This is a genomic window from Haloplanus sp. XH21 (genome assembly GCF_023276355.1).
In the GTDB taxonomy this organism is placed as follows: Archaea; Halobacteriota; Halobacteria; order Halobacteriales; family Haloferacaceae; genus Haloplanus; species Haloplanus halobius.
Window position 1 is genome coordinate 1576035 of the sequence record NZ_JALLPL010000001.1, and the last position, 21864, is coordinate 1597898.

At 66.7% G+C, this 21864-nt stretch carries 22 protein-coding genes and 2 tRNA genes; 9 read left to right on the forward strand and 15 right to left on the reverse strand.

The genetic code is table 11. The features are described from left to right. Window positions 1-59 precede the first annotated feature (59 nt). Window positions 60-144, reverse strand: a tRNA-Leu gene (locus tag MXB53_RS08110). Window positions 145-281: 137 nt separating this feature from the next. Between MXB53_RS08110 and MXB53_RS08115 the strand changes: the two genes are divergently transcribed. Next, window positions 282-836, forward strand: a complete 555-nt coding sequence (locus tag MXB53_RS08115; RefSeq protein WP_248896874.1) for a DUF420 domain-containing protein — start codon at window positions 282-284, stop codon at window positions 834-836. Between the two features lie 28 nt (window positions 837-864). On the opposite strand, the gene MXB53_RS08120 is transcribed toward MXB53_RS08115, so the two are convergent. Further along, entirely contained in the window at window positions 865-1140 is a 276-nt protein-coding gene (locus MXB53_RS08120) for a DUF7521 family protein (RefSeq protein ID WP_248896875.1), read from the reverse strand. Then, the gene (locus tag MXB53_RS08125) at window positions 1137-1514 is read right to left on the reverse strand and encodes a winged helix-turn-helix domain-containing protein (protein ID WP_248896876.1); all 378 of its coding nucleotides are present in this window, start codon (window positions 1512-1514) and stop codon (window positions 1137-1139) included. The genes MXB53_RS08120 and MXB53_RS08125 overlap by 4 nt, the downstream gene beginning before the upstream one ends. Before the next feature lie 143 nt (window positions 1515-1657). Here MXB53_RS08125 and MXB53_RS08130 point away from each other — a divergent pair, with 143 nt between their 5' ends. The 3 genes from MXB53_RS08130 (at window position 1658) to MXB53_RS08140 (ending at window position 5263) form a co-directional block, all read left to right on the forward strand. Continuing rightward, window positions 1658-2059, forward strand: a complete 402-nt coding sequence (locus MXB53_RS08130) for a MoaD/ThiS family protein (protein WP_248896877.1) — start codon at window positions 1658-1660, stop codon at window positions 2057-2059. A 174-nt stretch (window positions 2060-2233) separates the two neighbouring features. Further along, entirely contained in the window at window positions 2234-3349 is a 1116-nt protein-coding gene (gene nirK, locus MXB53_RS08135; protein ID WP_248896878.1) for a copper-containing nitrite reductase, read from the forward strand. A 246-nt stretch (window positions 3350-3595) separates the two neighbouring features. Continuing rightward, complete coding sequence (locus MXB53_RS08140; RefSeq protein WP_248896879.1) at window positions 3596-5263, forward strand: flippase activity-associated protein Agl23; 1668 nt, start codon at window positions 3596-3598, stop codon at window positions 5261-5263. Here MXB53_RS08140 and MXB53_RS08145 read toward each other — a convergent pair. Continuing rightward, window positions 5260-6213 (reverse strand): transcription initiation factor IIB, encoded by a 954-nt coding sequence (locus MXB53_RS08145; RefSeq protein ID WP_248896880.1) that lies wholly within the window; start codon window positions 6211-6213, stop codon window positions 5260-5262. The two genes, MXB53_RS08140 and MXB53_RS08145, sit on opposite strands and share 4 nt — an antisense overlap. Before the next feature lie 107 nt (window positions 6214-6320). Here MXB53_RS08145 and MXB53_RS08150 point away from each other — a divergent pair, with 107 nt between their 5' ends. Continuing rightward, window positions 6321-7052 (forward strand): NAD(P)/FAD-dependent oxidoreductase, encoded by a 732-nt coding sequence (locus MXB53_RS08150; RefSeq protein WP_248896881.1) that lies wholly within the window; start codon window positions 6321-6323, stop codon window positions 7050-7052. Between the two features lie 169 nt (window positions 7053-7221). Beyond that, window positions 7222-7416: a hypothetical protein gene (locus MXB53_RS08155; RefSeq protein ID WP_248896882.1), complete on the forward strand. Its 195-nt coding sequence runs from the start codon at window positions 7222-7224 to the stop codon at window positions 7414-7416. A gap of 268 nt (window positions 7417-7684) precedes the next feature. Here the strand turns inward: MXB53_RS08155 and MXB53_RS08160 are convergent. The 7 genes from MXB53_RS08160 to MXB53_RS08190 all read right to left on the reverse strand — a co-directional run bounded on the left by MXB53_RS08160 (window position 7685) and on the right by MXB53_RS08190 (window position 15748). Beyond that, window positions 7685-7755, reverse strand: a tRNA-Gly gene (locus MXB53_RS08160). Between the two features lie 58 nt (window positions 7756-7813). Beyond that, a complete protein-coding gene (locus MXB53_RS08165; protein ID WP_248896883.1) occupies window positions 7814-8905 on the reverse strand; it encodes an NAD(P)/FAD-dependent oxidoreductase in 1092 nt (363 codons plus the stop codon). A gap of 206 nt (window positions 8906-9111) precedes the next feature. Continuing rightward, window positions 9112-9750, reverse strand: coding sequence for a class I SAM-dependent methyltransferase (locus MXB53_RS08170; RefSeq protein WP_248896884.1), 639 nt, complete (start codon window positions 9748-9750; stop codon window positions 9112-9114). Between the two features lie 132 nt (window positions 9751-9882). Next, window positions 9883-11982: a type II secretion system F family protein gene (locus MXB53_RS08175; RefSeq protein WP_248896885.1), complete on the reverse strand. Its 2100-nt coding sequence runs from the start codon at window positions 11980-11982 to the stop codon at window positions 9883-9885. Then, window positions 11979-13598 carry a type II/IV secretion system ATPase subunit gene (locus MXB53_RS08180; protein ID WP_248896886.1) on the reverse strand — a complete coding sequence of 540 codons (1620 nt, stop codon included), beginning with the start codon at window positions 13596-13598 and terminating at the stop codon, window positions 11979-11981. Before MXB53_RS08180 ends, MXB53_RS08175 begins: the two co-directional genes overlap by 4 nt. Before the next feature lie 132 nt (window positions 13599-13730). After that, window positions 13731-14744 carry a DUF7972 family membrane protein gene (locus tag MXB53_RS08185; protein WP_248896887.1) on the reverse strand — a complete coding sequence of 338 codons (1014 nt, stop codon included), beginning with the start codon at window positions 14742-14744 and terminating at the stop codon, window positions 13731-13733. A gap of 83 nt (window positions 14745-14827) precedes the next feature. Further along, window positions 14828-15748, reverse strand: a complete 921-nt coding sequence (locus tag MXB53_RS08190; protein ID WP_248896888.1) for a DMT family transporter — start codon at window positions 15746-15748, stop codon at window positions 14828-14830. 85 nt (window positions 15749-15833) lie between these two features. On the opposite strand from MXB53_RS08190, the gene MXB53_RS08195 reads away from it, so the two are divergent. Next, a complete protein-coding gene (locus MXB53_RS08195; protein ID WP_345779700.1) occupies window positions 15834-16445 on the forward strand; it encodes a class I SAM-dependent methyltransferase in 612 nt (203 codons plus the stop codon). Window positions 16446-16482: 37 nt separating this feature from the next. On the opposite strand, the gene MXB53_RS08200 is transcribed toward MXB53_RS08195, so the two are convergent. Then, window positions 16483-17715, reverse strand: coding sequence for a HEAT repeat domain-containing protein (locus MXB53_RS08200; protein ID WP_248896889.1), 1233 nt, complete (start codon window positions 17713-17715; stop codon window positions 16483-16485). A gap of 105 nt (window positions 17716-17820) precedes the next feature. On the opposite strand from MXB53_RS08200, the gene MXB53_RS08205 reads away from it, so the two are divergent. After that, window positions 17821-18726: a PGF-CTERM sorting domain-containing protein gene (locus MXB53_RS08205; RefSeq protein WP_248896890.1), complete on the forward strand. Its 906-nt coding sequence runs from the start codon at window positions 17821-17823 to the stop codon at window positions 18724-18726. Between the two features lie 50 nt (window positions 18727-18776). Then, the gene (locus MXB53_RS08210) at window positions 18777-19463 is read left to right on the forward strand and encodes a DUF7547 family protein (protein ID WP_248896891.1); all 687 of its coding nucleotides are present in this window, start codon (window positions 18777-18779) and stop codon (window positions 19461-19463) included. Window positions 19464-19485: 22 nt separating this feature from the next. Here the strand turns inward: MXB53_RS08210 and MXB53_RS08215 are convergent, their stop codons facing one another. The 3 genes from MXB53_RS08215 to MXB53_RS08225 form a co-directional block, all read right to left on the reverse strand. Beyond that, window positions 19486-19716 (reverse strand): hypothetical protein, encoded by a 231-nt coding sequence (locus MXB53_RS08215; protein WP_248896892.1) that lies wholly within the window; start codon window positions 19714-19716, stop codon window positions 19486-19488. Between the two features lie 213 nt (window positions 19717-19929). Next, on the reverse strand, window positions 19930-21297 hold the full coding sequence (gene phaC, locus MXB53_RS08220; protein ID WP_248896893.1) for a class III poly(R)-hydroxyalkanoic acid synthase subunit PhaC: 1368 nt from the start codon (window positions 21295-21297) through the stop codon (window positions 19930-19932). Continuing rightward, window positions 21294-21836, reverse strand: a complete 543-nt coding sequence (locus MXB53_RS08225) for a poly(R)-hydroxyalkanoic acid synthase subunit PhaE (RefSeq protein ID WP_248896894.1) — start codon at window positions 21834-21836, stop codon at window positions 21294-21296. The genes phaC and MXB53_RS08225 overlap by 4 nt, the downstream gene beginning before the upstream one ends. Window positions 21837-21864: the final 28 nt, after the last annotated feature.

Sequence of the window (21864 nt, forward strand, 5' to 3'; positions counted from 1 at the left end):
GAATCACCGGCATCGTCACCGCGGTGGTGAGTGGCGGGTCGAGGGACCCGCTCGTGCGATGCGTGGGACCGGATTTGAACCGGCGGACCCCTACGGGACAGCGCCCTCAACGCTGCGCCGTTGGCCTAGCTTGGCTACCCACGCTCGCGGATTCTGTCTTACGGCATACCACCGTTGACGGGGGTATTTGAAATGGCTTTCCTTTTGCCCGCCGGTGATTCGTTCGCCGCGTGACGTGTCGCTCCGACGGGCATATGGTGATCGCTCCGAACGGATCTATAATGAACGCACGCGAACGCGTCCCCGAACTCACGGCGCTCCTCTCGGTAATGTCGCTGTCGCTGGTGTTCGGTGCCGTCCTCGGCGTGATTCCGCGAGGCGCCATCCCACGGGCACCGGCGGCCGTAATCGCGTCGATTCCACACGTCAACGCCGCCATCAGCGTCGTGGCGGTCGTCGCCATCCTCGCCGGCGTTCGGTTCGCGCGCCGGCGACGGTTCCGACGGCACCGCGCCGCAATGTTGCTCTCGACCGCGCTCTTCGTCGCTTTCCTCGTTCTCTACCTCTACAAGGTGATCATGGAAGGACCGTCGACGTTCACCGGACCGGAGACGGTCTATCAGTGGCTCTACCTGCCTCTGCTGGCCGTCCACATCCTACTCGCCGTCGTCTGCATCCCGCTGCTGTACTACGTGTTGTTGCTCGCGACGACGCGTCCCATCGAGGCGCTGACGCGGACGGCCCACGCACGCGTCGGGCGCGTGGCCGCGAGCCTCTGGTTGATCTCGTTCGTGCTCGGCACCGTCGTCTACGCCATGTTGTACGTGGTGTACTGAGACGGACGGCTGGATCGGTGGCGGGGGCCTACTCGACGTACAGCGAGTAGACGATGACCGCGAATCCGACGAGCGTGAGCGCGCTCTCGATGACGATCGACTGAGCGAGCGAGAGCGAGGTGAACTGGTGGCCGACGCCAGCCAGCAGGGCGCCGACGGTGATGAGGCCGAAGCCGATGCCGAGCGCGCGGAGGGCCGGCGAGCCAGTCCGGTGGTGGGCCTTGAACGCGAGGAAGGTGATGAGACCCCCGAACAGGAGCGTCGCGGTCTTGACGGCCGTGAGCGCGATATCGAGATGACTCATGTCTCCTTTCGAACCTCCCCCCACAGCGACGCCAGGCGCTCGTCCGCCGTCCGGGACGGCCGACTGATCGACGCGTCGAGTGTTCGGTCTTCGGTCAGTTCGATTTCGACCGTCTCGAAATCCACCTCGTATCGGGTCGCGTGGTGACCGTCTGGCCTGAGTTCCGTGCTCTCCGCGAGCAGCGACGCCTCGGTCAGCAGGTCCAGTTTTCGGTATGTGGTCGACATGGGTATTTCACACTCCTCTGACACTTCAGTCGCGGTCATGGGTTCGTCCAGGTGCTGGACGATGGTCCGGCAGTCGGGATCGTCGAGCGCGTCGAGAACCGACTGCAGGTCGGGCGACGCCGCGCCCGACAACGGATCGCGCACCATGGCCCCCTCTCGAGAGAGGAATCACTTAGGCTCCCCGCCTCTCCCAACGAATCGGGAATAGAGCCGTCAGTGCGGCCTCTCACCCCGGATCGAACATGTTCGGACATACCTTTTCGGGGTGAAAGCGCCTAGGAGTAGCTGTCATGAGCACGACGACCGACACCGAGAGTACGACCCCGCAGACGACGACCGTTGCGCTCCGTGCGACGGGGCACGTCCGCGACGCGATGGAGACTCCCCAGCAGGAGTTCACCTTCGAGGGCGACACCCTGCGCGACCTGCTGGAGGAGTTCTTCGATCAGCACCCCGAGCTCGCGGAGATGCTCATCGCCGAGACGGAGGCGGAAGCGTCGACCAGCGGGTGGGCCAAACCCCCCGAGAACCTGCCCGGAACGTGGCACAAGAACCCCGAGGGCGAACAGACCAAGCCCTTCGCGCGAGTGATGGTCAACGGGAAGTTCAACGAAGTGCTCGACGGCTTCGACACGAAGATATCGGATGGCGACCGCGTGAGCTTCGTCTACCCGTTCATCTTCTGTTGCTGACGGGGCGCTCCCCCGTCGATCGGCTGTGACTGATCGACCGTCGGGTCGCTTCCCGTCGCTCCAGATCCGTTTTATGTGTGTCCCGAACGGATTCGCCCCGGACGCCAGACCGTAGGAATCGCTGTCCGGGTTCATACCTGTGGGGAGTCATGCTCCAAATAGAGGTGACACCCAATGCTCGAAACTACCCGGCGGCGAACGCTCCAGGCACTCGGCGTCGGCGGTGCGGCGACGGTTGCGGGGTGTAGCGCGGAGGCACCGAACGCGGAGCAAGCCGAAACCGAGCGGCAGCGAATGGAACAGCAGTCCGGTTCGATAGCGGATCAGGTCGCTGCCGATCCGACCGATATTCCGGGGCCGATAGACCGGGACGAGTCGACCACCCACGAAATCACGCTGACCGCCGAAGAGGTGACTGCCGAGATCGAACCCGGCGTCACGTTCGATTTCATGACGTTCGACGGGCAGATTCCCGGGCCAATGATTCGGATTCGGCAGGGGGATACGGTCGATCTGACGATCGAGAACCCCTCCGGGAACGTGCTCCCACACAACGTGGACTTCCACGCCGTCTACGGCACCGGCGGTGGGGCCGCAGCGACGACGGTCGCACCTGGCGAGGAGAACGCCCTCCGCTTCCGAGCGGACTACCCGGGGGCGTTCATCTACCACTGTGCCGTGCCGAACCTCGACATGCACATCAGTGCTGGCATGTTCGGCATGATCCTCGTCGAGCCGGAAAACGGGCTGCCCGAGGTCGATCAAGAACTCTACTTCGGGCAGCACGAGGTCTACACCGACGGCGAGGCCGGGCAGGAGGGCAAGCACCGTTTCGACATGGAGTCGATGAAAAACGAAGCGCCGACGTACGTCCTCCTGAACGGGGAGAAGTACGCCTGGGCAGCCGCCAACCGCGGCCCCATAGAGGTCGATCAGGGCGACCGTGTCCGGGTGTTCATGGTCGACGGCGGCCCGAACCTCTCCAGCAACTTCCACCCAATCGGAAACGTCTGGAAGCGGGCCTACCGCGACGGAGGCGTGCCCGAGGACGGTGACTTCGAGGCCTACGCCGATAAGAACATCCAGACGATGAAGGTGCCGCCGGGAAGCTGCATGATCGGCGAGATGGACACGCCGGTGCCCGAACGCATCAAACTCGTCGACCACGCGCTCAGCCGCGTCGCGCGGCGGGGGATGTTGGCCGAAGTCGATGTGCTCGGAGAGGAGCGGGCGGAGATCTTCGACCCCGACGCCAACGGCTCCAGCCACGAGGGGCCGCAGTACGCCTGACCGCTCGCGCTCAGACGGGCTGTTGTCCGTCCGTTCCCGGCGGTCGCCGATGGAGGCGACCACCGGGACACCGGTACAACGATCCGTCTCAGGCCCCTCGCGTTCGCCCGATGCCGAGCACCGCCCTCTCACTGCCACCCGACCGGCGACGCCACCGACCGTCGGCCGTCGCGACGCCATACCACACTCCCTTTTCTGACGCGACGAAGCCGAAAGTTTGACCGGTACCCCTGCGGATTGACCGGTATGTCAGCGGCCGATTCCGAGGCGAGTCGTCGGTTCGACCGCGTCGCCGTCGCCGTCCTCGCCGTCACCGTTCTCGCCCTCGCTGCCCGTTTCGTCGGCCTCGGCTCGCGCCCCTTCCACTGGGACGAGGCTCGCGTCGGCTACTGGAGCCTCCGCTATCTCGACACCGGCGCCTTCGAATACCGCCCCGTCGCGGGCGGACCTCTCCTCTACATCATCGAGCGGTACGTCTTCGCGCTCGTCGGCGCAACCGACGCGACGGCCCGCGCCGTCGTCGCCGTCGTCGGCGGTTGTAGTCCACTCGTTGCCCTCCTCTTTCGTGACTCCGTGGAGCCGGACGGTACGCCGCCTCGCCATCAACTCAGCGACACCGAGACCGTCGCGTTCGCGGCGCTTCTCGCGGCGAGTCCCGCCCTCCTCTACTACGGGCGATTCCTCCGGGGCGACGTTCCGCTCGCCGTCTTCGGCCTGGTCGTCGTCGGCTGCGTGATTCGCCTCCTCGACGACGGCGGGGCGCGTTACCGGTATCTCGGCGCCGCCGCGCTCGCGCTCTCGCTCGCCAGTTCGGCGTTCGTCGTGGGCTACGTCGTCTGCTGGCTGGTCGCCGCGGCGCTCACGCTCGATCAGCGACGACTCGTGGGCGAGGGCGGGGGCACCCTCGACCGCCTCGAGACCGCGGTCCTGCGCGTCCGCGGCTCCCCCCGGTCGGCGCTCGGCGCCATCGGCGTCTTTCTCGCGGTCCATCTCTACTTCTACGCGCCGCGATCCAACGGGTCGATCCGGCCGACGCTCTCGACGCTGGAGGCGGCGTTCCTCGGCGCCCCACAGGCGTTCTACGGCGTGCGCGTCGTCGGCCGGCGGCAGGGCGGCACCCACCAGATCCTGCCGTATCTGAGCGACCACCTCGGAACGCTCCTCGCGGCGTCGACCGTCGTCGTCGCGCTCGCGGCCGTCGGCTTCCTCGTCGATCGGTACAGCACCGGCGACACCCGCCCCGTCGTCGCCTTCCACGCCTACTGGGCGGGGGCGTCGCTGTTCGTCATCCCGGTCATCTCCGAGGAGAGCGCGGCGTGGCTCTCGGTCCACACCGTCGCCCCGGCGCTCGTGCCCGCGGCCGCCGCCGTCGGCCTGCTCGTTCGATACACGTCGCGGACGCTCGACCGGGACGACGCCGTCGGGACGGCCGTCGCCGTCCTGCTCGCGCTCGCGGTCGTCGGCCAACTCGGCGTCGGTGTCGCCGGAACGGCGTACGGTCCCACGACCGACGCGAACCCGCTCGCCCATCACGCTCAGCCCGCCGACGATCTGGACCCCTTCGTCGACGATGTCTCTACGGCCATCGCCGGCAACGAGGGCGTCGACGTGCTCTTCTACGGATCGACGTTCGTCCCCGCACGCGACGCCGACTACGACCGCCCACCCGTCGACGACACGTGGGGGAACCGGCTGCCACTCCCGTGGTATCTCGAACGCGTCGGGGCCGAGACGGACGGCGTCCGCAGCGTCGACGGGGTGGAGACGATGGCTGCGAGCGGATCGCTCCCGCCCGTCGTGATCGCGGACGCGGGCCAGGAGTCGACGCTGGCGCCACGGCTGGAGGGCTACGAGACGAGTACCTATCGCCTGTCGATACGGAACCGAGAAGTCGTGGTGTTCGTCCGGCGCTAGCGGAAGCCCATCGCTTCGATCTGTTCCTGATACCGGTTGCGGATAGTGACCTCGGTCACCTGGGCCACGTCGGCGACTTCACGCTGGGTCTTTTTCTCGTTACAGAGCAGGGAGGCGGCGTAGATGGCGGCCGCGGCGAAGCCGGTGGGCGACTTCCCGGACAGCAGTCCCTGTTCGGCCGAGACGTCGATGATCTCCGTCGCCTTGGCCTGGACCTCCTCGCTCAGTTCGAGCGCGGAGGCAAAGCGCGGGACGAACTGCTTGGGGTCGACGGGTTTGAGTTCGAGACCGAGTTCCTGCGAGATGTAGCGGTAGGTGCGACCGATCTCCTTCTGGGGGACGCGAGAGACCTCGGCGACTTCGTCGAGCGAGCGGGGGATGCCTTCCTGTCGGCAGGCGGCGTAGAGCGCCGCGGTGGCGACGCCCTCGATGGAGCGTCCGCGGATGAGGTCCTCGTTGAGTGCGCGCCGATAGATGACGGAGGCGACTTCGCGCACCGAGCGCGGCACGCCGAGCGCGGAGGCCATGCGATCGATTTCGCTGAGCGCGAACTGGAGGTTGCGCTCGCCCGCGTCCTTCGTCCGAATTCGCTCCTGCCACTTGCGCAGGCGGTGCATCTGCGAGCGTTTCTCGGAGGAGAGCGAGCGTCCGTAGGCGTCCTTGTCCTTCCAGTCGATGGTCGTCGTCAGCCCTCGGTCGTGCATCGTCTCGGTGATCGGGGCGCCGACGCGGGACTTGCTCTGTCGTTCCGAGTGGTTGAACGCCCGCCACTCCGGCCCGCGGTCGATCTGCCGTTCGTCGATCACTAGCCCACAGTCGTCACAGACGAGTTCCCCCTGATCCGCGTCCGTGACGATGTTGTCTGATCCACATTCGGGGCAGTCGACGGACTCGTCCGCTTCCTGTTCCGTCTCCTGGCTCCGCTGACGTTGGCGGCTCGGACGTTCCATTATAAGTGTCGTGGCGAACCTGTTATTTAAACCTTTGGCCGAGGTGCGGGGCCGTCGCTCCCGATATCGGACCTGCTATACTCGTCGCACCCCGACGGACGGATGCGATGAACACCACCGACCACGACGTGCTGATCGTCGGCGGCGGTCCGTCGGGGCTCTCCGCCGGTCTCTTCACCGCTCGAGCAGGACTGGAGACGCTTCTCGTCACCGACGGTGATCCGATCCTCCGGCGCAACGCCCACCTGGAGAACTATCCCGGCTTCCCCGCCGGCGTCAGTAGTGGCCTCCTCCTGGAGATGATGGAGGATCAGGCCGAGCGCGCCGGCTGTGAGCGTCGCGAGGGTCGGGTCGTGGATCTCCGCCCGCTCGACGACGGATTCGCCGCCGAAACGGCGGCCGGCGAGACGCTCACGGCGACGGCCGTCGTCGCCGCGACGAAGAACACGGTCGATTTCCTCGAGAACATCGACGGCGTCGGAATCATCGACCGTGGCAAGTCGTTCGTCGAGACGGACGACCGCGGACGGACCGGCGTTCCGGGGCTGTACGCCGCGGGGCGGCTTGCCGCCCAGCCCTATCAGGCCATCATCGTCGCGGGCCACGGCGCGACGGTCGGGGTCACGGTCGTCGAGGATTCGGACGTCGACCTCTATCACGACTGGGTCGTGCCGGACCGGTATTTCACCGGGCGCGGGCGGGACCTCCCGCCAGGGTGCGAGGAAATCGACGACGCGAAGCGACGGCGACGGGAAGCGGAGTCGCTGGCAGTCATGCGCGACTACTTCGCCGAACCACACCCCGAGGAGCCGAACCAGCATCCCAGCGTCGAGGACTGATCCTCGTAAGCGTGTCCCGTCGATCACCGACCACGGGAGCGGCGACCCTGGGGACATCGGCCGGTCGTCCCGACTCGCCGAGCCGGTATAGCCGTAGCTGTACTGCACACAGCGCCAGCAAAAGCAACTAGGCAGCCGTTTTATCTGTGAGATTGCCTGCCCCGCGGATATGGAGGCACCCACTCCATGGGTGTTTGCGGCGGCGGGCCTCGGGTCCCTCATCGCGTTCGTCGTAACCCTCTTCCAGTTCGGCGTCCCGTCCTCCTTTCTCTACTTTCTCCTGCGCTCGGTCGCGGTGGTCGGTCTCACGGCAATCCTGATCTTCGGAGCGAGTTTCAAGACGCTGCGATCGGGTGACGAGTGATCGAGGGGACTACGGGCGGCGGACGAACGAAGTGAGTGCGCCGGCCGGGAATTGAACCACGCCGAGACGGTCCTGCTCGCATTCGCTGCGCGGGCTGCGACTCGTCTACTTCAAATCCCGATTCGGGATTTGACCCACGGTCGTTCCGCTCGCTTCACTCCCTCCTTCAATCCGCGGCGTCGCGCAGTTCCCCCGGCCGGCTAGCTCGTCGCTATCGTTCCTCGCTCGCGGTCAACGGGAGAACTGCGCCGGCGACGAACGAAGTGAGTGCGCCGGCCGGGAATTGAACCCGGATCGTTGGCTTGGAAGGCCAAAGTCTTGCCATTAGACCACCGGCGCGCACGCAAGGCTTCTGGGTCGGGGGATAAGGCAGTTACGTTTGCTCGGCCACGACGGCTCAGTCGTCCGCGGCCGATTCGGCGGCCTCGGACTCCCGGAACGCGCGCGCGGCCTCCCGAATCGACTCCGAGACGGCCGGCACCTCGTCGGGACTGACCGGCCCCTCGGCCGCTATCTCCTCGATGCTCCGCGGGAACGCCCGCAGGTCCATGTGGATGGCGATGCCGGCTTTCGCGCCCTGCCCCATCGCGACGGGGATCTGGTTGTGGCCCGGAACCATATCCCCGACGGCGTAGACGCCGTCGACGCTGGTCCGGCCGTGGTCGTCGACGACGATAGTGCCGTCGTCGTTGCGGTCACACCCGAGACTGACCGCCAGTTCGTTGTTGTACTCCGAACCGTACATCGGGAACCCGCCGCGGTACTCGCGGACGGTGCCGTCGCCGGACTCCGTCCGGCTGCCCGTGGGACGCGGTCCCACGCTGTCCTCGAACTCGAAGCTCTCCAGCCACCCGTCGTCGCCGCGAGTCATGCCCGTGATGTCCTCGTGGATGACGTCGATGGGGTGAGCGTCGAGCATCTCGCCCGTCTCGTCGCTCCAGGTCGGTTCGTCGCCCCGGGTGAGGAGGTCGACCTCGTCGGTGAAATTGAGCATGATCATGGCGACGTAGGCGGCGCTGTCGCCGTGGCCCATCACGTAGACGGGTTCGTCGACGAACATGTAGGCGTCACAGTGGAGGCAGTAATGCAGGCCGCGGCCCGTGGGCGGGAGCGGCGGATCGGGTTTCACGTCGCTGAATCCGGTCGCGAGGACGACCTGCGCCGCGTCGACGGTGGCGTCCTCGGTCTCCAGGCGGAACCGGTCGTCGGCCTGGGTGATGTCGCTCACGAACCCGCGGTGGTAGGTCGCGCCGTAGGACTGCACCTGCTCGCGAGCCGTTTCCAGGAACTCCACGCCGGAGGTGTCCTCGGTGACGCCGATGACGTTGTGCGTGTCCTGCATCATCGCCGCGCGGCCGCCGCCGCGGTCGACGACGAGAGTGTCGTGACCGAGGCGCGTGGTGTAGAGGGCGGCGGTCAGGCCCGCCGGGCCACCGCCGACGACGGCGATGTCGTACTCGGTATCGGTCTGGGTGTCGCTGTCGGTCATCGTCGCCCACTTGCATCGCTGGCGGGTTAAGTCTACTACGTCTGTGCGTATCGCGGTCCCGACCGTGCGGGTCGTCGCCCCTGTTCCTCGACGGTCGCCGGAACTGACGGACCACCGTCCGTCTCATACGGTTTATTGTAACTGTCTTCCGGTGAGTCGCCAAGACGGGTCGGCGACTCACCGGTGATGACTTACAATACTCCGTATCAGTCCACCTCTGGGCCGACGACGGCGTAACAGTTGCCGCTCGCGAGGAAGCTGTCGTGGACGGCGAGCGCGCTCGCCGTCAGGTCACGTTCGAACTCGTCGGGGTCGTAGACGTGGTAGTACCGAGGCACCGTCTCGCCGCCGGGGAGCGTCCAGTCGACGGTGGTGTCGAACCCCTCCGTGGCGTCGAAGCGGTCGTGGGTCGTACTCCAGACGCTGACGAGGGCCCGCCCGCCCGGCGCGAGCACCCGCGAGAGTTCGTCGAGGCTGGCGAGACGGATCTCTCGGGGGCGGAGATGATGGAGCGTCGCCACGTAGACGGCGAGACCGAACCGCGACGGGGCAACGGGGAGTCGCGCGGCGTCACCCTGCACGAGGTCGGCGTCGAATCCGCGTGCGTCCTGCCGCTCACGGGCGGCCTGGAGAAGCCCACGACTCGCATCGAGGCCGACGACGCGGTCCGCGCGTTCGGCGAGCACCTCGGCGTGCCGGGCGTTGCCACAGCCGATATCGAGGCCGAGCGCCACGGGGTCGGCGTCGTCGACGAACGATTCGATTTCGGGCCAGGGGTACTCCCGCGTGGCGGCGAAATGCTCCGCGATCCGGTCGTAGGTGGCGCGCGGATCCGGCCGGTCCATACGCCACGCTCGGCGCACGGGCATAAACCACTCCCGGACTGCGCCCCGCTCATACGGTTTATTGTAAGTCATTACTGGTGAGTCGCTGGACCGTCTCAGCGACTCACCGGTAAACAGTTACAATAATCCGTATCAGAGGAGCAGGACGGCGAACACCAGATACGTCAGCGCGAGCAGGCCGGCGGCGTGTTTGACGCCGTCGTCGACGCTCCCTTCGGCCAACTGGCCGGCGATGAGGCCGGAACAGACCGCCTGGATGGCGGAGACGTGGAAAAAGAGGAGTTCGTAGGCACTGGTGTTCACCTCTATGCCGCCGAACGCCCCGCCGAATCCGGTCCCCGGTGCCGACGGGCCGGCCGATACGGTTCCGGTCTGCTGGACGGCGGGGATGAACGCGACGGTCAACGCCGCGATGATGCCGAGGAAGACGAACACCGAGATGTAGATCACGAGGACGTACGTGAGCATCTCCTGCCGGCGCTCGCGGCGGAGGCGCCGCGTCTCGGTAGCTTCGTCGGCGGCGATGCGGAGGACCGGCGCGATGTCGCCGCTGGCGTTCATGGCGTTCGTGATGAGCGTGACGGCCTGTGACACCATCCGCGCCCGGGTACGGGCCGCAAGCCGGCGGAGGGCGGTCGTCGCGTCTGCGCCCCATTCGATATCCCGCCAGGTGCGGTTCACTTCGTCTTCGAGGCCGCCGAGGTCGCTGCCGGCGACTCGCCCGATGCTCTCGACGACGGTCATCCCCGCCTCGTTGACGCTCGCCAGGCGGTCGAGGAAGTCCGGCACCGCCTCTTCGACGCGGCGGATCCGTCGCTTGTGTGTCTCGTGAAGGAGGGCGAACACCGCCATGATAGCGAGGGTGGCCTCCATGACGGGATGATCCAGCGTCTGGAGCGCGGACGGGCCGAGCGGGATCGGCGCGGCCCGGATCAGGACCCAGACGACGCCGAGCGGGATCGTGATCACGAGGCTGAGCCTCGGTCGTTCGAGGACCTTCCGAAGGGGGTTGTTCAGCCACCGACGGACGGCGCTGAAGCGGTCGTAGGCGACGAGACGCTCGACGTTCGGGAGGTCGGCGTCGGCGACTGCGCCACCGTCGGAGCGCGGGAGCGCGCTCGTCCCGCCACCCTCGGCGTTCTGCCCGGCGATCGCCGTCGATCCGGCCGTATCCTGTCCCACGTCCGTCATCGCCGTGTCGTGTTGCACCAGGCTGTCGATGTAGACGACGAAGCCGGCGCTCGCCAGCGGAATCCCGGCGTAGCTGACGAACCGAACGATCGGGAGCGTGTTCTCGATGACGAGGCCGATGACGACGAGGACGGTGATGAAAAACAGCGGGCCGGCGACGAGGACGGTCACGTACACCTCGGCGAACGTCGCGACGAGTTCGAGATACTGTCGCTGCTGGGCCTCCGCTTCCTCCTGGTAGCGTTCGTACTGATCCCGGAGGAACGAGGAGAGGTTGCGGCCGCTCCCGAGGACGCTCGCGAGATTGTCCGAGAACTCCTCCAGTCCCTCGCTGGGCGTCCGCTCGGCGGTGTTCCGGAGCGCGGTCAGGATGTCGGTCGAGAAGGTGTTCATCTCCCGGACGGCGACGCCGACTTCGCGGGCCGCCTCGCCGTAGATCTCGTCGTTCTCAGCGAGCGTGTCGAGCGTGTCGGGAAACGGCATCCCGCTCCGCGAGAGCGCGTAGACGAAGGCGATGGTCCGGGGCAGGGTGGCCTCTATCTCGCTCGCGCGAGCACTGGCCAACTGGTCGAGATACGTCCACCGCGCCCAGTACGTTCCGAGCGCCAGGACGGAACCGATCGTCGCCCCGAAGAAGAGAAAGAGCACGAACAGGCCGAGCAGCGTCAGGTCCTGCAGTCGAGTGAGGCCACCGAGAAAGGACAGGGGCGCGGGGACGAACGCGATGATGGCGTCCCGGCTGATTGCGAAGAGATCGACCAGCCACACGGCGGTGTACACCCCGAGGATGGCGCCGGCAACGCCGGCGACGCCGCTGATCAACAGCGTCCGCGAGGCGAACACCCGGTGGGTGGCGCCGACGTGGGTCGCTTGCAACCGCGACTGCTGCCAGGAGCGGCGGGGACTTCGGGCGACGTAGTCCCCGAAGATTGGGACGGCGATCCGCGAGACGAGCAGGCTCGCCCGCTCGCTCACCGGCGACAGGACGAGCGGGCACACGAGCACGGCGACCACGAGCAGGGGGATGAGGTGTGCGATCACGCGTCGGTCCCGAGTCCCTGGATCCGTTCGAGGACGCGCTCGGAGTCCGCGTAATACTCGTTGACGAGCGCGGTGAACTGCCGGTAGTCGGTGATGCCGCGGTCTCGGAGGGCGGTGAGGAACCGCCGCCGGTTGCGGATCTCCTCCAACAGCTCGGTTCGCGTCCAGCCGCGGTCGTCCTGAATCTCGTCGAGGAGGGAACTGTCGTAGCGGTCGAACGTGTCGGTGTCGGGGTCCCAGGTGAACGTGTTGGAGTAGTCGAGTTCGCCGGTCCGCTGATCGATCCCGCCGATCTCGCTGATCGCGCTGGACCGGCGCACTCGCTCGCCGTCGAGACGGGTCAATCGCTGGACACAGAGCAGGTCGAGCGACTGGATCATCGCGCGCGGCACGTTGATCGGTTCGTTCTCCAAGCGATTGATCACCGTCTCGATGCTGTCGGCGTGCATCGTCGAGAACGTCGTGTGGCCGGTGTTCATCGCCTGAAACAGCGTCACCGCCTCTTCGCCGCGCACCTCGCCGACGATGATGTACTCGGGGCGGTGGCGAAGCGCCGACCGCAACAGGTCGTACATGTCGATGTCGGCGCCCTCGTGGAGGCGTTCCCGCGTCACGCTCGACAGCCAGTTGTCGTGGTACAGCGAGAGTTCGCGGGTGTCTTCGATCGAGAGCACTTTCGATCGGGGCGGGATGAACATCGAGACGGCGTTCATCGAGGTGGTCTTCCCGGACGCCGTCCCACCGGCGAAGATGAGCGACTTGTTGTGTTCGATGGCCAGCCACAGATACGCCATCTGCTCGACGTTGAACGTGCCGTAGTCGATGAGATCGATCGGCGTGAACGGGTCGTCGGCGTACTGCCGGATCGTGAACGCTGACCCACGGGGCGTCACCTCCTCGCCGAGAGCGAGTTCGACCCGAGAGCCGTCGGGCAGCGTCGTGCCCACGATGGGGTCGCCGACGCTGATGTGGCGCCCCGACTGCTGGGCCAACCGCACCACGTAGTTGTCGAGTTCGTCCGGCTCCTCGAAGATCACGTTCGTCTCGATGTCGGTGTACTGGTCGTGATAGACGAAGATGGGCAGGTCGTAGCCGTCACACGAGACGTCCTCGATGTGCGGATCGTGCATCAGGGGGTCGAGTCGACCGAACCCTCGGAAGTCCCGGACCAGGTAGTATCGGAGGGCGTGAAACGTCTCCATGTCCACGTCGAGACCGTACTCCTCGAGTAGCGACTCGAGTTCGGCCGACAGCACCGACTCGTCGATCTCCGTCCCCTCGGCGCGAAACAGGAGCGGATCGCGGATGTCCTCTCTGACGCGGTCGAGAAGCGACGACTGGAACGTCGAGAGGTCGGGTTCGACGGCGTGGTAGCGGTGCTTGCTCTCCTCGGCGTCGTAGGTGATGACGACGTAGGCAAAGGGCGCGTTCACCCAGTACCGGTCGAGTTCGTTTTCGTCCGACGGACAGTCGAAACTTCCGAGTGGGCCGTCCTCCCCGGGTCGGAACGGGCGAGCGTCGACGGTCGATCCCCGAAGCATCTCGTACGTGCGGACGAGTTGCCGGCGGAATCGATCGAAGGCCCGGTCGGCCTGCGACGCCGCGTCACCTGACATCGTAGGACGTGAGCGCTACGCGAGGAATCGACTTAAACGTGCGCCCGGAATGAGATCTGGATCGCCTCATACGGGTTATTGTCTGGTGGACCGCCGACCCGTCTGGGCGACCACCGGTGCTGGCTTACCGTCTCACTCGCCTCGCTCCGGCGGCGAGATTCCCTCGATATCCCCCGTCGCGCTGTCGCTGACGACGAACTGCCCCGCGGCCTGCGTGCGCCGGCTCACTGCCGACACCCGAAGGACGTAGCTGCCGACGAGGACGAACGGCGCGAGCGCGATGGCCTCGACGGTCGCGACCAGCAGGTGCGTCGTGGGGATGGCGCCCAAGAAATGCATGAACGACGCCGTCGTCGCCACCGAGAGTACGGACGTGAACACGAGGTTTCGGGAGAGGTTCGCGAACTCCTGTCGGATGTAGAGCGATTTGAAGTAGGATCTGGCGGTCGCGAAATACTGCAGGAGCTGCAGAAGCTCGGTGATCGACTCCTCGGTCCGGGACGGGAGGTTGTCGCTGTGTGCCGAGCGCAGTCGCCGGAGGTCGTTTATCTGCCGGTCGTGGTTGTAATCCATCATCGCGATGACGATGTCGGCGTTCGTCGACGACACCCGGAGCCGTCGGTTCATCTCGCCCGTCTCCTCGGCGAGGGAGTCGAGATACTCGTCCAGGTCGGCCCGCAGTTCGAACTCTGCGGCGTGGACGTCGTCGTCGATGGCCTGTGCGAGACTCAGTATCTCCGCCGAGAGCAGTCGGACGAACCGCACGGGGGCCGCGGGAACGTGCTCGACATCGAGCACGTCCTCTAACTGTCGGCGGAACTCGACGATGCTCTGAATCCGGCCGAACTCCCGATCGAGCGCCGACTCCTCCTGGGTGACGAAGAGGGAGTTCACCGAGACGACGATCGAAAAGAGCAGGAAGTTCCCGCTCAGCAGCGCGCCGACGAGCGGCACCGTCGTGTGCTGGTGGCTGGACTCACCGACCAGCGTGGCGCTGATCGTATGTCCCGCGACGCCGACGAGTGCGAAGCCAACCGCCAGCGCGACGCCGGCGACGACGACCCGGTCCCCGTCGAGCAGGAGCCAGCGGTACGCTCGCCGGAGCGACAGCCAGTGTCGACGCTCGTCGGCGGGTGGTCGAGACATCTCGTTTCTCTGCCCGCTGGGGCGACTTATATGGATTGTTGTAACGGTGTCCCGTGGGTTGTGGACGGGGCGCTGTTGGATCATTACCCCCACGCGCGCCGAAGCCGAGCGAGTTCGGTGGCGACGATCCGGCGCTCGAGGAGCGCGACGCCGGCGACGACGACACAGAACCCGACCGCCGTCGCGACGGTGACGGGTTCGTCGAGCAGGATCCAGCCGGTGAGGGCGGCGACGATGGGAACGACGTACGCCACCAGGTTCGCACGGACGGGGCCGACCCGCCGGATGAGCGTGAAGTAGATGGGGTACGCAAAGGCCGTCGACGGGATGGCGACCACGATCACCGTGAGGACGACGGTCGGCGTCGGCGTCGTCCCGGCGACCGATTCGCCGATGGCGTAACTCCAGGCGTGGAGAAGTACGGCGCCGAGCCCCATCGCCCAGGCGGTCAGCGGGACGCTGTCCATCGTCGCGTTGATGCGTCGCATGAGCACGCTCCCGAGGGCGATGGCCGCCGCCGCACCGAGGACGAGCAACTGGCCGACGGTCGACCCCGCGGTGAGCGTCTCCGGCGACGGCTGGACGATGATGACGACGCCCACCAGTCCCAGCAGAATGCCGAGCAGCCCGCGCAGATCCAGGCGGTCGCCGAGAAGGAGGAAGGCGAACGCGGGCGAGAGGATCGGGTTGAGGCCGTACATCACCGACGCCGCTGCGGGCGTGATCGTCTGCTGGCCGAGAAAGAGGAGGCCGTTGTTCGCGGCGACGATGGTCACCGCGCCGACGGCGAGGCCGGCCACGTCCGCGCGGGACCGCGGCCGCCAGTCGGTGTGGCGCCATGCGGCGTAGCCGAGAAGGATTGGCGCCGCCAGGTCGAACCGGAGGGCGGCGAAAAAGACCGGCGGGAGAGCGCCCAGACCGGCCTTAATCGCGACGAACGAGCAGCCGAACAACACGCTGAGGAGGACGAACAGACCGACGTTTCGGTAGCGACCGACGGGCACGGTCGACGTTCTCCCCGGCGGTAGATGGGCGTGTCGGTTCGATGCGGTCCGAGGCGTTAACACCGCCGCGACGCTGACTCAAGACGTGAGCGACGACCGCGAGCGGTGGAACGAGACGTACCGCACCGACGAGGAGTTCGAGTTACCCGACGACCCGATACCGGCGCTCCAGTCCCGGATCGAGACGCTCCCGGCGGGTCGCGCACTCGACGTGGCGACCGGCACCGGACGGAACGCGCTGTTCCTGGCCGAGACGGGCTACGATGTCGACGCGGTCGATGTCTCCGACGCGGCTCTCGAACGCGCGGAGCGGGCCGGGGAGGCGCGCGGCGTCGACGTGAACTGGATCCGCTCGGACATCGCCGACTTCGCGTTCGAGGAGTCGGCCTACGACGTCATCGCGGTGAGTTTCTTCGCTGCGCTGGATCGCCTGCCCGACATCAAGGAGGCGCTGGCGCCGGGTGGCGTCCTCGTCTACGAACACCATCTGCGGTCGAGCGACCCAATCGACATGGGGCCGTCGACCGACCGCTACCGGTTCCGCGCGAACGACCTGCTGCGGGCGTGTCTCGACCTGACGATCCTGGACTATCGGGAGCGGACGCGCACCGACGACGAGGGGCGGACGCTCGCGGTCGCGACGCTCGTCGGGCGCAACTCGACGGGTGGGCGGCAGTCGTATCCGCCGGAGGAGTGAGTCCGGGCGCGACGACCGCTCTCGGTTGCTGGGGTTCTCAGGCCGCCTGTTCGGCCGACAGTGCCTCGTCGGCCTGCGCGGCCTCGTGCTGCACGAGATACGCGCGGTCGTCGGCAAATTCGGCGGCCGACGAGAGCGCGCGCTCGGTACCGATCTGTCGGAGCGCCCACGCGGCGGCGGCGCGGACCTCGTCGCTCTCGTCGTCGGCCAGCACGTCGGCGAGCGGGTCGATGGCGCGCGTGTCGCCGATGAGGCCGAGTGCGCGAGCGGCGTGTGGCCGAATCTGGTCGTTCTCTGCGGCGAGGCGCTCCGCGACGGCGGGCGTCGCTTCCTCGCTCCCGATTTCGCCGAGCGCCTTGAGCGTCACCTTCTGGAGCCCGGGGTCGCCGTCGCCTTCGATGTACTCCACGAGCGTGTCGACGGCCTCCTCGGCGCCCATCTTCCCGAGCGCCTTGATACCGGGCTTGTCGCGCTTGCCGGCGCGCTGGTGCATGGCGTCGAAGGCCTCCTCGTCGTTCATCCGGGTGATGGCTTCGAGGCAGTGGCGCTCCATGAAGTCCGACTGGAAACTGTCGAGCGCGAGCAACACCATCTCGACGTTGCCGCGCTGTTCCCACTCCTTGAGCGCGGCCCACTCGGGCGGGTAGTCCTTGTAGTGGCCGAGTACGTCGTAGAACCCCTCTGCGCGGAGCTGTTCGTGGGTTTCCAGATCGTCCCATTCTTCGGCTTCCTCGAGGCCGGACTCCAGCGCGTCGGCGGCGTCGAGCAGCGTCTCGATCGTTTCGGCGTCCTCGTCGGGATCGAGACCGGCATCCGCAACAGCCTCGGCGACGGCGTCGAGGGCGTCCGCGTCGTCGCCCGAAATGTCGGCGGCGAGCGTTTCGCTCGCACTGTCGACGAAGTCGGCGACGGCCGTCGCGGCCCCGCCCTCGCCGTCCTCGGTCCAGCGGGTGTCTGTCAGCGTCTCGCTCGCGCTCTCGATGGCGTCGACGACATCGGACGCGTACGGCCCGCGCGCGGCTTCGAGGTCGGCCCGGAGGTCGTCGAGGCGGTCGGTGAGTTCCTCGCGGGGATCGGGGTCGTCCTCGTCTTCGTCCTCGGGGGCTGGCAAGTCGGCGGCCTCGAGGTCCTCGGCGATGTCGTCCAGCCGCTCCTCGACCGCGTCGAGGTCGTCTTCGGTCTCGGCAGCCTCCAGCGCCTCTGCGGCGTCGTCGAGGCGGGAGTCGAGGGTCTCGGCCGGAAGGTCTGTCTCGTCGTCCCCGTCGGTCATACGGGCATGTTCCGTGTGACGCTCAAAAGAGCGTTTCCATTCGCCGGGCGCGGGGAAACTGGTTATCCCCGGCATCCATTAGTCCGGCTGCTCTACGATAGCCGTATGGCACCCGTTTCGGTCACCCGCTCGGCCCTCATCACGGTCGTGATCGGTCTTCTCGTCGCTGGGACCGTCGCGAGCGTCGGCGTCGCCGTCGAAGAACCGCGAGACGAACCCGCCGACACGAGCCCACCCGTTCGCGTCTACGTCAGTGAAACGCTCGACATCTCCGACGCCCAACTCACGGGCGGCGGCACGGTCGGCACGGACGAGACGACGTTCGTCTCGATACACGGCGACGAGGTGTTCAGCGTCGCTCCCGCAGACGCCGATTTCGACGGCATCGACCCCGGATCGTACGACGCCGACGGGGACGACGAAGCCGATTTGCTCGTCGTGCGCCCGCGAGTCACCGAGTTCGAGGTGCGCAACGAGCGAGGCGTCAACATCAAAGGCGACACGGTCGACGCGAACGACTTCGAGGAAGTGACGATCAGGGTCGAGTACAACTTCGCCGAGGCGGACCGCCTCGACGTGACCGTAGAGTCGCCGGATGGCGTCGACCTCGCTGGGAACCGCCGTCTCACCGAGAGCGGCGATAGCGTCACCGTCGACACGAGCGGTGCCGACTCCGGAACCTATCGTATCGCCGTCGAGGGGAGCAACATCGAGGCCGGCGCCGCGACGACGACCGTGACCGTCGCGGGTGGGCGAACGGCGACCGCAACGGCGACGGCAACCGCAACGGCGACGGCGACCGCAACGGCGACGGCGACGCCCACTGCTACGACGACGCCCACGCCGACCCCCACCGCGACGCCCACGGCGTCCCCGACTCCGACTGTGACGCCCACGGCGACGCCGACGGGGACTCCGACGCCGACGGAATCGTCCGGCTCCGGGTTCGGCGTCGTCGTCGCCGTCGTGACCCTGCTGGTCGCGGCGCTGGTGACCGTTCGCCGTGACTGATATCGCTGTGGGACCGACAGTATATGCCCCTCGGTCCCGAACAGTCGTGCATGTCGAACCGCGACGACGAGGAGTTGGCGGTCCTGCTCGCCGACCTGGAACGGACGCTGACGGATCTGCGGGCCGCCATCGACGAGGATGTCCGCCAGCGACGGGCGCGACCGCCGACGCCCGGTGAACTCCTCCGGTTCACCGAGTCACACACGATCCCGACGCTCATCGCGTTGCTCGAAGCGACGGTGCGGTCGCTGGAACTCCTCCGGGCGCTGCTCCGCCTGGCCGGTCCCGGGTCCCAGCGATCGAGCCCCGAGACCCGTCCGCATCTTCGGGACCGACTGGCGGACGCCGACGCGCCCGACACCGAGACGCTCCGCGACGCCCTGGCCGATCTGCGCACGGCGTTGACGGGCGCGGACCTCCCCGAAGACTCCGCAGCTGGATCGGTGCTCGCGGACGCGCAGGACCTGACGGCGGAAATCGACGACCGCTTGGCGGAAGCGCGCAGTGACCGAGCGGAGTCGCCGGCGGACGAGCAGCGTGATCGTCGGCGCCGGCGCTCGGCGGGGGTCGCTATCGACGTGCGCGAAGAGGGAGCGGCCGCCGAACCGGACGAGACGGACGACGAGGCGGCCGTGAACGTGGACGCCGAACTGGAATCGATACGGGAGTCGATTGAGAGCGAAGAGGACGAGGGCGCAGACGAGAATGGCGATGAGGCGGGTGCCGCGCCCGAGTAATCACAGTATCGGTGCCCGCAGACTACGCGGCGACGTACTGCCCGTCGACGCGTTCGACGAGGCCGCGCTCCGACAGGGTGTCGAGGACGGGCAACAGCGTGATCTGCTGGATGTCGAGCGAGGCCTGCAGTTCGTCGACGGTCGCGCCGTCGGAGACGGAGAGAAAGAGGTAGACGAGCTTGGATTCGGCGGCGGCGATCTGCTCGGGGATGTCGAACCGTTCGGTGGACTGGGAGATCATCCGTGAGTTCATGGACATCCTAACTGTTGGCGAACTAAGTAATAAACGCTTCCAACATATGCACTAGAGTATGGAAATCGTGCATATGTGATTATACACCTCTAGTTCCGCTCAGAGATCGATGCCGCCGTCGACGTCGATCTCATACGGATTGCTGTGACTGTTTACCCCGACGACTGTCCGACTGCGGGCGGTCGATGTGGAACTGACGTACAGCACTCCGTCTCAGTCGGTGCGTTCGCGGGCGGCCTCGATCCAGCGCCGGATCCGCCCCTCGTCGATACCGGTATCGACGGAGAGTTCCGCGGGTTCGGCGTCTGCGAGATCCTCGACCGAGACGACACCCGCTGTATGCAGGTGTTCGGCGTACGCGGGGCCGATGCCGTCGAGTTCCTGCAGGTCCGTCTTCGTGGCGTCTTCGGGCGTCGTCTCGACGTCTTCGGCGACGGCGGCGTCCGGCCGCGCCGTCTCCGTTTCGGTCTCGACGGGCTCCGAGCCGGGTTCCGCTTCCGAGCGTTCGGCGAACCACTCGGCCACCGCGGGCCAGAGGTTCTCGTGGCTCGAACTCGACACCGAGAGCCCGATGTGTCCCGTCGAGTACTCCATGATCTCGGTGTCGTCGCTGGCGACCTTCTCGTTGAAGGGCTTGCTCGCCTCGGGCGGAATGAGGTGGTCGTACTCGCCGACGACCTGCACGACGGGCATCGTGATCTCGTCGAGGGCGACCCGCTCCCCGTTCAGTTCGAGTTCGTTGCGATAGAGCTTGTTCTCCTGGTAGATGTCCTGGATGAACTCCCGGAAGACGGCGCCCGCGACGTCGATGGGGTCGTTGAGCCACCGTTCCATCCGGGCGAAGTTCTCGACGAACTCCTCGTCGTCGATGTTGTCGTAGAGGTTGCCGTACTTGGTGACGTAGTTGTGGACGGGATCCATCAGCGCGAAGCCCACGTCTAAGAACTCCGCAGGGACGTTGCCGAAGGTGTCCACGATCCGTTCGGGATTGAAGAACTCCTCGTCGCCCCACATCTCGAGGATGCCGCCGGTGTCGTCGAAACAGAGCCCAGCGGCCATCAGGCCGAGGTTGCGGACCTTCTCGGGGTGGAGCGCGGCGTACATGACGCTCATCGTCCCGCCCATACAGTAGCCGAGCAGGTTGATCGCGTCCTGTCCGGACCGCTCGCGAACCTCGTCGACGCAGTTGTCGATGTAGCGGTTCACGTAGTCGTTCAGCGCGAGCGACGTGTCGAGTTCGGAGGGCTCGCCCCAGTCGATCAGGTAGACGTCGAAGCCGGCTTCGAGCATCCGGCGGACGACGCTCCGATCCGGCTGGAGGTCCAGGATGTACGGCCGATTGATGAGCGCGTAGACGAAGAGGATGGGCACGTCGTGGCGCTCCTCCTCCGGCACCATCGGCTCGTAGTGGTGGAGTTCGAGTTTGTTCTCGCGGTACACCACCTCACTCGGCGTCTCGCCGACCTCGACCTCGGTCATCCGTTCGAGGCCATCGGGGATGGCGCCGACGGTCTCCGCCTCGTCCGCCGACCGCTTCCAGAGGTCGCGCTGGGCGTCCAGCGGGAAGGTAAAGGGGTTCATAGCTCGTCGATGATGCGGTCGAGTTTCTGCTCGATAGTGTGTTGGCGGCGCTCGAGTTCGACGAGCCGTTCACCAACCTCGCGCACGTCGCCGACGGTGGCGAAGTTGAGCGCGTGGAGCGTCTCCTCGGAGGCCTCGTCGATGTTCTGGCGCATGTCCATCGCTTCGTCGATGGTCTGGCCCGTCGCCGCGGCGAAGGCCGTCGTCGTCATCATCTCCTTGAACGCCTCGTTGGCCGAGGACAGCCAGATGTCACGGAACTCCTCGGGCTCGACGTCCTCGCCCTGGAACGACTGGCCCATGCGCTCGAAGGAGGTCTCGGCGGCGTCCATCCACGCCTCGTAGGCGCGCATCGACCCTTCGTACCCCTCTCGAACGCGCTCCTCGGAGAGGCTGTCCTCCATCGAATCCATCCAAGATTCGAGGAAGGCCGACTGGGCGTCGAGGTTCTGGTCGAGGGCGTTCATATACGTCTCCGTCATGCGTTCGAGAAACGCGTCCATCTGTCCGTCGAACGTGCTGTTGGTGTCGTTGGTCATTGTATGCAAATAGGAAGCGGGTGGGAAA